Consider the following 13,907-nt stretch of genomic DNA (forward strand, 5'->3'; position numbering starts at 1 on the left):
ATTAGTTTAAAATTGAGAAAAGGTAGTAGCGAAAAAGTTTCTTTTATCATAAAATTTGAGTAGAATGGAAGATGGAGGGATTGCTTATGCATGATGTATATATTGAATTGATTTTGAGTGCTATTTACGAACAATACGGCACTGAAGTGTTATTTTATGAAAATAATTTAGGAATTTCTTCTGAAAAATGGGAGAACTGGAAAAAAGGTATCGATTCTTTAGCACCCGAAGAGAATCAAAAAGTAAAAAATTTGTTTAGTGATTATGAATGGATGTTATTACAAAAGATTTTGCGTCAAACAATTATCTATCCAGAAAAACGTGGCATTGCTGTAAGTGACTATCGAAAAATGAAAACAGCAATTGCTCGCAAGTGGTTAAACATCGGTCTTGGGACGGTTGAAATGATTCAATCAAAAGAGGAAAATAGTTCAAGTCAATACTTAAACTTACGTGTAGGGATTGCCTATGATGAATGGGGCTTTGATGATATTCTCACTTTCCGCTTGCCAGCATATATTCAACAACAATTAGAAAATGAGCAAGTTGCTTTATTAGACTGGGTTAACGAAAACTTAGAAGAAACGTATAATAAGTAAAAGTGAGAGGGGAAAGGTTGTTGAAAAAAATAGTAAAGACGGTTAGTTTGATCATAATAGGTATTATCGTCATTTATGGGATTAATCGTTTTGTTACAAGAAAAGTGGTAATCGAAGATGCTGATTCTTCGGTTATAGCCTCTGAAAAAGAGACGACACAGAAAAAAGAAAAAGAACAAGAAACAAAGCAAGATATACTTCCTGACGGTTCGATTGATGATTGGAATTTAATTCTAGTCGGTCCTGAGCATCCATTAGAAAAAGACATTCCACAAGATAACCTTGTAGAAATTCCTGGAAGCGTGATGCAATTAGATCGCCGTGTCATTGAACCTTATCAGCAACTAACACAAGCTGCAGAACAAGCGGGCTATCCATTAGCGCTAGTGTCTTCCTATCGTTCTGTCTCTTATCAAGAGCAAGTATTTAATGATGCTGTTTATCAGTATATGTCGCAAGGATTATCTGAAAAAGAAGCCATTACAGAGACGAAAAAGACTTCAACTGAACCAGGAAATAGCGAACATCATACCGGATTAGCTATCGACGTGGTAGATACCGATTGGCAACAAAATTATCCACGTGTTTTGTTAGAACCAGCTTACGGCGACGAACCAGGAGCAAAATGGTTGGCAGAGCATGCCAGAGAATATGGATTTATCGTTCGTTATCCTGAAGGAAAAGAAGATATTACTAAAATTACGTATGAGCCATGGCATTTTCGTTATGTTGGTGTAGAGCATGCGAAGTATATCGAAGAAAATCACCTGACACTAGAAGAGTACATTGACTTATTAAAAGAAAAGTAGGGTGTATATGAGTAGAAGAAAGAAAAAAACACTTCGTTTACCTGCCATTTTGATTGGGTTTATTATGATTGGTGGAGCATTTGTTTTTTCGTTACGTAGTTTAACAAATCCAAATTTATCACAAAATATGTATGCATATGAAGAAAATTCAGAGATGACCAAAGAAGAATTTATTTCTCGTTTGTTACCTCATGCCAAAGAATTACAAGAAGGGTATGGGATTTTACCGAGTATTGTTATTGGACAAGCTATTTTAGAATCAAACTGGGGAAACAGTCAATTATCTAAAGAGTATAATAATTTATTTGGCATAAAAGCATACGGAGACCAAAATAAAGTAACACTGGACACGCAAGAATTTGTTAATGAACAATGGATTACCATCAAAGGTGATTTTCGTGTTTATAATTCTTGGGAAGAGTCAATGGATGACCATACCATGCTGTTTGTCAACGGGGTGGATTGGAGTCCTGAAAAATATGAAAAAGTTCTAACTGCTCCAAATTATGAAGTTGCAGCAGATGCTTTGCAAGAAGCAGGTTATGCAACGGATCCAGGGTATGCTGCTAAAATTAAAGAAGTGATTGAAACCTATCAACTTAATCAATACGATTAAAAGGAGCTGTTGTGCGATGAGTGAAAAATTTATTCCGAATATCACCACTGAATTGAGAAAAGACATTGTCAAAGTACCAGAAATAATTGATGAAGCGAGTGGAATTATTATTTTTGGGAAAAAAATTAAATCTATTATTTTTACGACAGATATTGCGATTATTCGCAATACAAATGCAAATGCTGTGATTGCGGTTTATCCATTTACCCCGCATCCAGCTATTACCAAAAGTATTATTGAAGCAGCAGACATTCCAGTTTTTTCTGGAGTGGGTGGTGGTTTAACTCAAGGAACACGAGCTTCTTATATGAGTCTGTTTGCTGAAGCACAAGGTTCAATTGGTGTCGTTTTAAATGGACCTACACCACTGGATACTGTTCAAGCAGTTTGTAATGTGGTAGATATTCCTGTAGTTAGTACAGTGACTAGTAAATATACACTAATTGATGAAAAAATTGAAGCGGGAGTCAAAATTATTAACATCAGCGCAGGAAAAGAAACAGCAGATACTGTCCGTCATTTCCGAAAAATCTATCCAGAATTACCAATTATGGCTACAGGTGGACCAACTGAAGAAAGCATTCGTGAAACAATTGAAGCTGGGGCGAATGCCATTACGTATACGCCACCTTCTAATGGAAAGTTATTCAGTAAGAAGATGGATTTTTATCGTGAAAAAGAACGATCCGAATTTAAAAATCACATTAAAAACGAACAAAAATGAGAAATTCCAAATTTATGATTGAGTTTACTTGTATTTTATTCAATTTATAGGCATAATGATGGTTGTGTTTTTCATAATTAGTTCTTACTTATATATCGTCGTAATAGGTCGACAGTTTCTACCCGATACCGGAATATCGGACTATAGGTAAAAAAGTGTTTGTTTGTGCACCTTTTTTGCTGTATTCGCAAAGAGGTGCTCTTTTTATTTTATTAAAATAAAGGAAAGTGAGTTTGTAAAGATGGAAGAATTAGTTAGTCGTATTCAAAAAGATGGAAATGTTTTAGGAGAAGGTGTGTTAAAAGTCGATAGTTTTGTCACTCACCAAGTTGATCCTGAATTAATGGAAAAAATGGGTGCTCGTTTTGCAGAAGTATTTGCAGAAAGTGGTATCACTAAAGTTGTAACGATCGAAGCATCAGGTATTGCTCCTGCATTATACGCAGCGAAACAATTAAACGTCCCAATGATTTTTGCTCGTAAAGCCAAAAGTTTAACGATGGATGAGGAGTTATTAACTAGTTCTGTTTATTCATTTACAAAACAAGTGACAAGTACTATTTCAATTTCACGTAAATTTTTAAGTAATGAAGACAAAGTATTAATTATTGATGACTTTTTAGCGAATGGTCAAGCAGCAAAAGGGTTGATTGAATTATGTCGCCAAGCAGGTGCACAAGTGGAAGGTGTTGGGATTGTGATTGAAAAATCCTTCCAAGACGGTCGTCAATTGTTAGAAGATATGGGAATTCGTGTTGTATCGTTGGCACGTATTGCATCACTAGCTGATGGGGAGGTAGCCTTCCGTGAAGCAGATGCGTAATCAGACAAATGAAGAGAATGGCAAAGCAGCTCTAGTTGGTTTACAACATTTATTAGCAATGTATGCAGGAGCAGTAGCCGTTCCGCTATTGATTGGTACAGGATTGGGCATGGATGCGCAACAGATGACGTACTTAATTTCAATGGATATTTTCATGTGTGGATTGGCAACCTTGTTACAATTAACTGCAACAAAGTATTTTGGAATTGGGTTACCCGTTATTTTGGGTTGTGCAATCCAAGTAGTTGGACCAGCTATCATGATTGGTTCTCAAGCAGGTATTGGTGCATTATTTGGTTCCATTATTGTCGCAGGTTTATTTTTAATTTTAACGGCTGGAATCTTTTCTAAAATTAGAGTGTTGTTTCCTACAATTGTTACGGGGACCGTTATTACCGTTATTGGTTTGACCTTAATTCCTGTAGCGATTAGTAAAATGGGTGGTGGCGATGTCTCTATGAGTAATTTTGGTGAACCAAGTTACTTAATTCAAGCTTTTGTAACGATTGCACTAATTATTGGCGTTCAAGCCTTTGGTCGCGGATTTATTCGTTCGATTGCCGTCTTGATTGGATTAGCTGGCGGCACGTTATTAGCCTATTTCATGGGGAATGTCAATTTCTCAGCGATTAGTCAAGCACCTGTTTTTCAAATTCCACATCCCTTTTATTTTGGAATGCCTACATTTGACCTTGTATCAATTGTTTTAATGATTATTATTGTGATTGTCTGTATGGTTGAGTCTACAGGAGTTTATTTTGCTTTAGGTGATATTACTGAACAAGAAGTAACTGGCGCAGATTTAAAACGCGGGTATCGTACTGAAGGTTTAGCTATTTTATTAGGCGGAATTTTTAACACATTTCCTCATACAGGATTTTCACAAAACGTTGGTCTAGTTCAGCTTTCAGGAATCAAAACCAAATTACCAATTTATTTTGCTGCTATCTTTTTAATTATTTTAGGTCTATTTCCTAAAATTGGTGCTTTGGCCCAAGTTATTCCAGAACCTGTTTTAGGGGGAGGTATGTTGGTAATGTTTGGCATGGTAGCTGTTGCAGGAATGCGTATGTTAGCAAAAGTGGATTTCAACAATGATAGAAATTTATTAATTGTTGCAGTATCGATTGGTTGTGGTCTAGGATTTAATATGATGCCACAACTATTTGAACGTTTACCACAAACATTACAATTATTTACAAGCAACGGAATTGTTATGAGCAGTTTAACAGCAGTTGTTTTGAACTTGATCTTAAATGGAGTCAAAAACAAAGAATAATTATAGAAATGCGATAGTTGAGAGACTATCGTATTTTTTATGAAAAAGAATAATTTTGTTATATGACGAACAATGGGTAGTTTTTATTTAAAATTATTCGTTAATGTTTTGACTTTGTTTTTTTCGATTGCTAAAATGAAAAAGAATAAATGAGAAGGAGTTTAGAAAATGAAACCTTTAGTTGCTGTTGTTATGGGGAGCACCTCAGATTGGGAAACAATGAAAGGTGCTTGCGATAGTTTAGATGAACTAGGCGTACCGTATGAAAAGAAAGTTGTTTCCGCACACCGTACCCCCGATTTTATGTTTTCTTTTGCTGAGAATGCTCGTGAAAATGGGTTGAAAGTAATTATCGCTGGTGCAGGAGGAGCGGCACATTTACCGGGGATGATTGCAGCGAAAACTACGTTACCAGTAATTGGTGTTCCGGTGCAATCACGAACATTAAATGGGTTAGATTCCTTATTATCAATTGTACAAATGCCAGGTGGGGTACCAGTTGCGACAACAGCAATTGGAAAAGCTGGTGCAATCAACGCAGGAATACTTGCGGCACAGATGCTTTCAATGTATGATTTAAAGGTAGCAGAAAAACTTGCTCAAAAACGTAAACAAATGGAAGAATCAGTAATGGAAAGTAGTGATCAACTTGGTTAAACCTTTGATGCCGGGTGCAACGATTGGAATCGTTGGTGGCGGTCAATTGGGTCGAATGATGACCATAAGTGCAAAACAAATGGGTTTTCGTGTAGGAGTATTAGACCCCATGGAAAACTGTCCGACAGCACAAATTGCTGATTGGCATATTATCGCTGACTACGATGATATTTTAGCGTTAGAAGAAATGGCAAAACGAAGCGATGTTATGACGTATGAATTTGAAAATGTTAGTGTGGAAGCACTAAATGCCATTTTACCGTTTTGCGATGTACCTCAAGGAACCGATTTATTGGCAATTACTCAAGATCGTTTGTTAGAAAAATCTTTTTTAGAGGCAAATAATATTGTCATCGCGCCATATGCTACAATTATTAGTCCTACCGATATTCAAGATGCGATTGAGCATATTGGTTATCCGTGTGTCTTAAAAACAACGCGTGGTGGCTATGACGGTAAAGGTCAATATGTTTTAAAAAGTCGTACAGACCTTGCATCATCAATGAATTTATTACGTGAAGGAACATGTGAATTAGAAGCATGGATTCCCTTTGATAAAGAACTATCAATTATGGTAGCAGGAAATGGTCGAGAATATACCACTTTCCCAGTGGTTGAAAATATTCATCGCAATAATATTTTGCATGAAACTATTGCGCCTGCAAATATTCCTCAAGATGTAGCCAAAGAAGTAGAACGAATTGCCAAAGTCATTGCGAAAGCGTTAGATTTACGCGGTGTCTTAGGAATTGAATTATTTTTAACTAAAACTGGTAGCATCTATGTCAATGAATTAGCACCACGTCCACATAATTCGGGTCACTATTCTATTGAGGCATGTAGTATGAGTCAATTTGACGCGCATATTCGTGGTATTTGTGGCTGGCCATTAGCAGATGCGCATTTATTAAGTAATGCTGTGATGGTCAACATTTTAGGCGAGCATTTAGCAGCAACGTATCAAATGATTGCACGTAAGCCTGACTGGCAATTTCATTATTATGGCAAAAATGAAGCTAAAAAAGGACGAAAGATGGGGCATATTACCATTGTCACTGAAGATGTGCAGCAAACTTTAGAAGAAATCGAAAAAACAAAAATTTGGGATTAAGAGGAGAAAAACTATGTTAGAACGTTATACACGACCTGAAATGGGCAAAATTTGGACAGATGAAAATCGCTATCAAGCGTGGTTAGAAGTGGAAATCTTAGCAGATGAAGCTTGGGCTGAGCTTGGTGAAATCCCAAAAGAAGATGTTGCAAAAATTCGTGAAAATGCCTCATTTGATATTCAACGCATTTTAGAAATTGAAGAACAAACAAGACATGACGTGGTTGCTTTTACGCGTGCCGTTTCAGAAACATTAGGCGATGAAAGTAAGTGGGTACATTATGGTTTAACTTCAACAGATGTCGTGGATACAGCATACGGTTATTTAATGAAACAAGCCAATGATATTTTGCGTCAAGATTTGCAACGTTTAACAGATATTATTGGTGAAAAAGCTAAAGAACATAAACATACAGTAACGATGGGGCGCACGCATGGAGTGCATGCAGAACCAACTACTTTCGGGTTGAAATTAGCTTTGTGGTATTCTGAAATGAAACGCAATATCGAACGTTTCGAACATGCTGCTAAAGGTGTGGAAGCTGGGAAAATTAGTGGTGCAGTAGGAACGTTTGCCAATATACCACCATTTGTTGAAGAATATGTGTGTACAAAATTAGGTATTCGCCCGCAAGAAATTTCTACTCAAGTCTTACCAAGAGACTTACATGCGGAATATTTTTCAGCGATGGCTTTGATTGCAACAAGCATTGAAAAATTTGCAACAGAAATTCGTGGCTTACAAAAATCAGAAACACGTGAAGTAGAAGAGTTTTTTGCAAAAGGACAAAAAGGTTCTTCAGCTATGCCTCATAAACGTAATCCAATTGGTTCTGAAAATATGACTGGTTTAGCACGTGTCGTTCGTGGACATATGATTACTGCATACGAAAATGTTACATTGTGGCATGAACGTGATATTTCCCATTCTTCAGCAGAGCGTATCATTATTCCTGATACAACTATTCTATTAAATTACATGTTAAATCGTTTTGGCAATATCGTGAAAAATTTGACTGTTTTCCCAGAAAATATGAAACGTAACATGGAAGCAACATTTGGTTTGATTTATAGTCAGCGTGTGATGTTAAAATTGATTGATCATGGGATGACACGTGAGCAAGCCTATGACTTAGTTCAACCACATACAGCAAAAGCATGGGATGATCAAACTGCTTTTCGTCCTTTGTTAGAAGCTGATAAAAAAGTAACCCAAGTGTTAACAAAAGAAGATTTAGATGATGCCTTCGATTACAATCATCACTTAAAAAATGTGGATACCATTTTTGAACGTGTTGGTTTAGGCAATAATTAACACAGAAAAATAAACCCGATTTCCAAACTTTTTGGGAATTGGGTTTTTTGCTTTTGGTTATCCGTAAGTTACGAAGCTGATTGTATAAAGCTCTCGTTTCAACACAAGAAAAATTGTTTGAATAAAGTCAATCGATGTTTCTTTAAAATTGTAAAATACTTCGACATGGTATTGACGTTGGAAAAAATGTGATTGATATACTTCACGAATAACAATTTCTTCATTATGGTGATTAGTAAATTGAAAAAGTTGCTTGCAACGACGATAGGGTTTTGTCAAAAAAATCATACGTTCATTCCATGATAGCTTTCGTTTTTGCATTTCAGTATATTGTTGTAAAACTTTCGAAAGATCATAAAACATTTTTTTTCTTTCTGCTAGTGTTAAATATGATACAAAATGTTGAGCCTCTTCATAAAACTCTATCATATACTCATCGTCCTCCTTGAAACCAGACTATCATCTGCCATTATAATAACACCCAAACCGCTTTGTGTAAACGCTTTATTTTTGTAAGTGTTAAATAAAAATATTTTCAATCGTAAAAACACGAACTATTTTAAAAATATAAACGATTAATGTAAAGTTATCGTTGACGGTAGGAAATGGGTATTGTTAGAATAACAGTACACAAAAAGAAGTAGCAGGAAAAAACAAAATGAGGTGTAACATGGAAAAAAGATCATTAGCTTATGAAGGTAAAGCTAAAAAGCTATATGAAACAGACGATGAATCAGTGTTTTTAGTTGAATATCTAGATCAGGCAACTGCATTAAATGGTGCGAAAAAAGACGCTGTTAAAGGCAAAGGGCAAATGAATAATCAAATCACTTCCCAAATTTTTGAAAAACTAACTGTTAAAGGTATTCAAAGTCATTTTATTGAAAAAATATCTAAAAACGAACAATTAGTGAAACGAGTTGAAATGATTCCCTTAGAAATTGTTGTGAGAAATGTGGCTGCTGGGAGCTTTTCAAAACGATTGGATATAACGGAAGGGACCGATTTGCCATTTCCAATCACCGAATTTTATTACAAAGAAGATCGTTTAGATGATCCATTCATCAATGATGACCATGTTGCTTTTTTACAAGTCGCAACGAAAGAAGAAGTACAAAAAATTAAAGAACTTGCATTGCAAGTGAATCATTTGCTGCAAGAATTATTTCTTTCAATTGATATTCGTTTGATTGATTTTAAAATTGAAGTTGGACGTACTGAGGATGGCACTATTTTATTGGCTGATGAAATTTCGCCAGATACCTGCCGTTTATGGGATGTTAACACCAATGATCATTTAGATAAAGATGTTTATCGTCGTGATTTAGGCGATTTAATTCCAGTATATGAAGAAGTATTACAAAGATTAGAAGAAAAAGGAGCGTAATTATGTATTTCGTAAAAGTATTTGTCACATATAAAGAGTCAGTTTTAGATCCTCAAGGGGAAGCAGTGAAAGGTGCAGTTCATCGTTTAGGCTATGATGAAATCGACGAAATTCGTATTGGGAAGTATTTTGAAATTAAAGTGGCAAAATCTGATCGTCCAGTTGAAGAGGCGATTGAAGAAATTTGCGATAAATTATTAGCAAATGTCAATATGGAAACCTATCGCTATGAAATTGTAGCAACGGAGGAAGTTTAAACATGAAATTTGCAGTCATTGTTTTTCCAGGTTCAAACTGTGATATGGATATGCTTTGGGCAATCAAGGATGTCATGGGTGCTGAAGCTGAATACGTTCGCCACGATGCAGACTCGCTTGAAGGATTTGATGGTGTCTTGTTACCAGGAGGTTTTTCTTATGGAGACTACTTACGTTGTGGGGCAATCGCTCGTTTTTCTGCAATTATGCAAGAGGTGATTCGTTTTGCGGATGAAGGCAAACCAGTCTTTGGTACTTGTAATGGATTTCAAGTGTTGACAGAAGCTGGATTATTACCGGGAGCTCTTCGCCGTAACGAGTCACTCCATTTTATTTGTAAAACAACGTCTTTAAAAGTTGTTAATAATCAAACAAAATTTACTTCCGAATATGAGCAAGATGAAATTATTCGTATTCCAGTTGCGCATGGCGAAGGAAATTATTACTGTGATGAACAAACGTTAGCATCTTTGGAAGCGAATAATCAAATTGTATTCAAATATGAAGAAAACATTAATGGTAGTCTAAAAAATATTGCCGGAATTTGTAATGAAAAAGGTAATGTATTAGGTATGATGCCACATCCTGAACGTGCGATGGAATCATTGTTAGGGTCAGAAGATGGGAAAAAATTCTTTGCCTCTATTTTGAAAAACTTCGGAAAGGTGTCTGTATAATGATAAAAGTAGAACCAACTCCTCAAGAGATTAAAGAACAACGTATTTATTCACAATGGGGGTTAACCGATGAAGAATATCGAATGATTGAAGAAGATATTTTAGGGCGGATGCCAAATTATACCGAAACAGGACTATTCTCGGTGATGTGGAGCGAACATTGTTCTTATAAAAATTCTAAACCTGTTTTACGCAAATTCCCAACAAGTGGCCCACAAGTGCTTCAAGGTCCAGGAGAAGGAGCCGGAATCGTTGATATTGGTGATGGTCAAGCAGTTGTATTTAAAGCCGAAAGTCACAATCATCCATCGGCGGTTGAACCTTATGAGGGAGCTGCGACTGGTGTCGGTGGGATTATCCGTGACATTTTTAGTATGGGCGCGCGTCCAATTGCTATTTTAGATTCTTTACGCTTTGGTGAGTTAGATAATGAACGGACAAAATATTTATTAGAAGAAGTCGTTGCAGGGATTAGTGGGTATGGAAATTGTATTGGTATTCCTACTGTTGGGGGCGAAGTGCAATTTGATGCTTGTTATGAAGGCAATCCGCTAGTGAATGCAATGTGTGTTGGTTTAATCGACCATAAAGATATTCAAAAAGGTCAAGCAAAAGGTGTCGGTAATGCCATTATGTATGTTGGCGCGAAAACTGGACGTGATGGGATTCATGGGGCGACATTTGCTTCTGAAGAATTTGTCGAAGGAGAAGAGCAACAACGTTCTGCTGTTCAAGTGGGCGATCCATTCATGGAAAAATTATTGTTAGAAGCTTGTTTGGAATTAATTTTAGATCATAGTGATATTCTAGTTGGAATTCAAGATATGGGAGCAGCTGGTTTGGTTTCTTCTAGTTCTGAAATGGCTTCAAAAGCCGGTTCAGGTTTGAAACTTTATTTAGATGATGTACCACAACGTGAAACGGGTATGACTCCTTATGAAATGATGTTATCTGAGTCACAAGAAAGAATGCTGATTTGTGTCCAACAAGGTCATGAAGAAGAAGTCGTTGAGTTATTTGCGAAATATGATTTAGATGCAGTGTCTATTGGAGAAGTAACAGAGGATGGGTTATATCGTCTTTATCATCATGGAGAAGAAGTTGCCAACTTACCAGTAGATGCGTTAGCAGAAGATGCACCAACTTATCACAAAGAACGTCAAGAACCAGCACGTATTCAAGAATTTGCTGCATTAGAAGATTTTGTACCAACGATTGAAAATCCTTCTGAAACATTGCTGGATTTATTGCAACAACCAACAATTGCTTCTAAAAAATCAATTTATGAGACCTATGATTCACAAGTACGTACAAATACAGTCGTTCCACCAGGGAGTGATGCTGCGGTGTTACGAATTCGTGGAACTGAAAAAGCGTTAGCAATGACGACTGATTGTAATAGCCGTTACTTATATTTGAATCCGGAAGTTGGCGGACAAATTGCTGTTGCAGAAGCCGCACGTAATATTGTAGCTAGTGGTGGGAAACCATTAGCAATCACGGATTGTTTAAACTATGGTTCACCAGATAAACCAGAAGGCTTCTGGGAATTATGGACATCAGCGGATGGGATTTCTGAAGCTTGCCGTATATTAGATACGCCGGTTATTTCCGGAAATGTTTCTTTATACAATGAAACCAATGGAAAAGCAATCTATCCAACACCAATGATTGGTATGGTTGGTTTGATTGAAAATCTTGCTCATATTACCACACAAGATTTTAAAAACGCAGATGATTTAATTTATGTGATTGGTGAAACAAAAGCTGATTTTAATGGAAGCGAAATTCAAAAACGACAAGTAGGAAAAATCGAAGGAAAATTAATGGTGTTTGATTTGACTACGGAAAAAACGGTTCAAGATTTTGTGTTAGAAGCGATTCAAGCAGGGCTAATTGCTAGTGCGCATGATAGCGCAGAAGGTGGACTGGCGATTGCTTTAGCTGAAGCAACTTTTAAAAATGAATTGGGCATTGATGTTTCATTAGATATGCCAAAAGAATGGTTGTTCTCAGAAACACAATCACGTTTTGTAGTGAGTGTCAAACCGGAAAATCAAGTAGCATTTGAGGAGTTACTAGGTGATTTAGGCCAATATATCGGAAAAGTTACGACAACTGGTCAATTAAAGATTACTGCTCAAAATGACGAAATTAATGTAGACACACAAGTAGCTAAACGATTATGGGAGGAAGCTATTCCATGTCTTATGAAGTAAAAAGTTTAAACGAAGAGTGTGGCGTTTTCGGTGTGTGGGGACATCCGGATGCGTCCCGCGTAGTTTACTTTGGTCTGCACAGTTTACAGCACCGGGGACAAGAAGGTGCTGGGATTGTTTCAAATGATCAAGGGCGCTTACGTGGACATCGTGATTTAGGGTTGTTATCTGAAGTGTTTTCAGATGAAAATAAATTGACTAAGTTAAAAGGAAATGCCGCAATTGGGCATGTTCGTTATGCAACAGCGGGGAATGGTAGCGTAGATAACATTCAACCATTTTTGTTCAAATTTTATGATAGCCAAATTGCTTTAGCTCATAATGGTAACTTAACGAATGCGAAAACCTTGCGTCGTGAATTAGAGAAAGATGGTGCGATTTTTCACTCTAATTCAGATACTGAAATTTTGATGCATCTCATTCGTAGAAGTCAACAGCCAACGCTTAATGGTCAGTTAAAAGAAGCCTTGAATCAAGTAAAAGGTGGTTTTGCGTACCTGTTAATTACTGAGGATGCTATTGTAGCAGCGCTTGATCCAAATGGCTTTCGACCATTATCAATTGGACAGATGAAAAATGGGGCGTATGTGATTGCTTCGGAAACGTGTGCTTTAGAAGTGAGTGGCGCAGCATTTGTTCGTGATGTCCAACCTGGGGAGTTGGTCATCATTAACGAAGAAGGCATTACGATTGAACAATATACAACAGAAACACAACATGCAATTTGCGCAATGGAATACATTTATTTTGCACGACCGGATTCTAATATTGCTAGAGTCAATGTGCATACAGCAAGGAAAGAAATGGGACGACGTTTAGCACAAGAAGCACCTGTTGAAGCAGATATGGTGATAGGTGTACCCAACTCATCTCTGTCTGCTGCTAGTGGTTATGCAGAATATTCAGGTATTCCTTATGAATTAGGATTAGTTAAAAATCAATATGTTGCTCGAACGTTTATTCAGCCAACACAAGAATTACGTGAACAAGGCGTTCGTATGAAGTTGTCAGCAGTTCGTGGTGTTGTTGAAGGAAAACGGGTTATTTTAGTGGACGATTCTATCGTTCGTGGAACGACGAGTCGACGGATTGTGAATTTATTGAAAGAAGCGGGAGCAAAAGAAGTTCATTTACGAATTGCTTCACCACCATTGAAATATCCTTGTTTTTATGGCATTGATATTCAAACTCGTAAAGAACTAATTGCTGCGAATCATTCAATTGAAGAAATTAAAGAGTGTGTCAAATCTGATACCTTGGCTTTTTTGAGTGAACAGGGGTTAATTGATTCTATTGGTTTAACATTTGATGCACCTTATTCTGGACTGTGTATGGCGTATTTTAACGGGGATTATCCAACGCCACTGTATGATTACGAAGAACAATACCAAGCATCATTACAAGAGCAAACATCATTTTTTTAAATGGAGGAAA

General features: G+C 36.7%; 15 protein-coding genes and 1 riboswitch. Of the genes, 14 read left to right on the top strand and 1 reads right to left on the bottom strand.

Features of this window, described 5'->3' with window-relative positions:
- Positions 1 to 86 precede the first annotated feature (86 nt).
- From DOK78_RS07970 to purB, 9 genes are all read left to right on the top strand, one after another.
- Entirely contained in the window at positions 87 to 599 is a 513-nt protein-coding gene (locus DOK78_RS07970) for a hypothetical protein (protein WP_207940858.1), read from the top strand.
- 20 nt (positions 600 to 619) lie between these two features.
- Positions 620 to 1,408 (top strand): M15 family metallopeptidase, encoded by a 789-nt coding sequence (locus DOK78_RS07975; RefSeq protein ID WP_207940857.1) that lies wholly within the window; start codon positions 620 to 622, stop codon positions 1,406 to 1,408.
- 7 nt (positions 1,409 to 1,415) lie between these two features.
- Entirely contained in the window at positions 1,416 to 2,024 is a 609-nt protein-coding gene (locus tag DOK78_RS07980) for a glycoside hydrolase family 73 protein (RefSeq protein ID WP_207940856.1), read from the top strand.
- Positions 2,025 to 2,040: 16 nt separating this feature from the next.
- Entirely contained in the window at positions 2,041 to 2,748 is a 708-nt protein-coding gene (locus DOK78_RS07985; protein ID WP_207940855.1) for a hydrolase, read from the top strand.
- Positions 2,749 to 2,816: 68 nt separating this feature from the next.
- Positions 2,817 to 2,912, top strand: a riboswitch (purine riboswitch).
- Positions 2,913 to 2,989: 77 nt separating this feature from the next.
- Positions 2,990 to 3,571: a xanthine phosphoribosyltransferase gene (locus tag DOK78_RS07990; protein ID WP_207940854.1), complete on the top strand. Its 582-nt coding sequence runs from the start codon at positions 2,990 to 2,992 to the stop codon at positions 3,569 to 3,571.
- On the top strand, positions 3,564 to 4,850 hold the full coding sequence (locus DOK78_RS07995) for a nucleobase:cation symporter-2 family protein (protein ID WP_207941463.1): 1,287 nt from the start codon (positions 3,564 to 3,566) through the stop codon (positions 4,848 to 4,850). The genes DOK78_RS07990 and DOK78_RS07995 overlap by 8 nt, the downstream gene beginning before the upstream one ends.
- 168 nt (positions 4,851 to 5,018) lie before the next feature.
- Positions 5,019 to 5,507, top strand: coding sequence for a 5-(carboxyamino)imidazole ribonucleotide mutase (purE, locus tag DOK78_RS08000; RefSeq protein ID WP_207940853.1), 489 nt, complete (start codon positions 5,019 to 5,021; stop codon positions 5,505 to 5,507).
- Positions 5,500 to 6,618 (top strand): 5-(carboxyamino)imidazole ribonucleotide synthase, encoded by a 1,119-nt coding sequence (gene purK / locus DOK78_RS08005; protein ID WP_207940852.1) that lies wholly within the window; start codon positions 5,500 to 5,502, stop codon positions 6,616 to 6,618. The genes purE and purK overlap by 8 nt, the downstream gene beginning before the upstream one ends.
- Before the next feature lie 13 nt (positions 6,619 to 6,631).
- Positions 6,632 to 7,933, top strand: coding sequence for an adenylosuccinate lyase (gene purB, locus DOK78_RS08010; RefSeq protein ID WP_207940851.1), 1,302 nt, complete (start codon positions 6,632 to 6,634; stop codon positions 7,931 to 7,933).
- A 57-nt stretch (positions 7,934 to 7,990) separates the two neighbouring features.
- On the opposite strand, the gene DOK78_RS08015 is transcribed toward purB, so the two are convergent.
- Positions 7,991 to 8,362: a hypothetical protein gene (locus DOK78_RS08015; RefSeq protein ID WP_207940850.1), complete on the bottom strand. Its 372-nt coding sequence runs from the start codon at positions 8,360 to 8,362 to the stop codon at positions 7,991 to 7,993.
- A gap of 241 nt (positions 8,363 to 8,603) precedes the next feature.
- On the opposite strand from DOK78_RS08015, the gene purC reads away from it, so the two are divergent.
- The 5 genes from purC to purF are packed head-to-tail and all read left to right on the top strand — an operon-like array spanning position 8,604 to position 13,897.
- Complete coding sequence (gene purC / locus DOK78_RS08020; protein WP_207940849.1) at positions 8,604 to 9,320, top strand: phosphoribosylaminoimidazolesuccinocarboxamide synthase; 717 nt, start codon at positions 8,604 to 8,606, stop codon at positions 9,318 to 9,320.
- A 2-nt stretch (positions 9,321 to 9,322) separates the two neighbouring features.
- Positions 9,323 to 9,577 carry a phosphoribosylformylglycinamidine synthase subunit PurS gene (gene purS / locus DOK78_RS08025; protein ID WP_207940848.1) on the top strand — a complete coding sequence of 85 codons (255 nt, stop codon included), beginning with the start codon at positions 9,323 to 9,325 and terminating at the stop codon, positions 9,575 to 9,577.
- 2 nt (positions 9,578 to 9,579) lie between these two features.
- Positions 9,580 to 10,254 (top strand): phosphoribosylformylglycinamidine synthase subunit PurQ, encoded by a 675-nt coding sequence (gene purQ, locus DOK78_RS08030; RefSeq protein ID WP_207940847.1) that lies wholly within the window; start codon positions 9,580 to 9,582, stop codon positions 10,252 to 10,254.
- Positions 10,254 to 12,473: a phosphoribosylformylglycinamidine synthase subunit PurL gene (gene purL / locus DOK78_RS08035; RefSeq protein ID WP_243430507.1), complete on the top strand. Its 2,220-nt coding sequence runs from the start codon at positions 10,254 to 10,256 to the stop codon at positions 12,471 to 12,473. The genes purQ and purL overlap by 1 nt, the downstream gene beginning before the upstream one ends.
- Positions 12,458 to 13,897 carry an amidophosphoribosyltransferase gene (gene purF / locus DOK78_RS08040; protein WP_207940846.1) on the top strand — a complete coding sequence of 480 codons (1,440 nt, stop codon included), beginning with the start codon at positions 12,458 to 12,460 and terminating at the stop codon, positions 13,895 to 13,897. The genes purL and purF overlap by 16 nt, the downstream gene beginning before the upstream one ends.
- The last annotated feature ends 10 nt before the right edge of the window (positions 13,898 to 13,907 follow it).

This window comes from Enterococcus sp. DIV2402 (assembly GCF_017426705.2).
GTDB classification, from domain to species: Bacteria; Bacillota; Bacilli; order Lactobacillales; family Enterococcaceae; genus Enterococcus_F; species Enterococcus_F lowellii.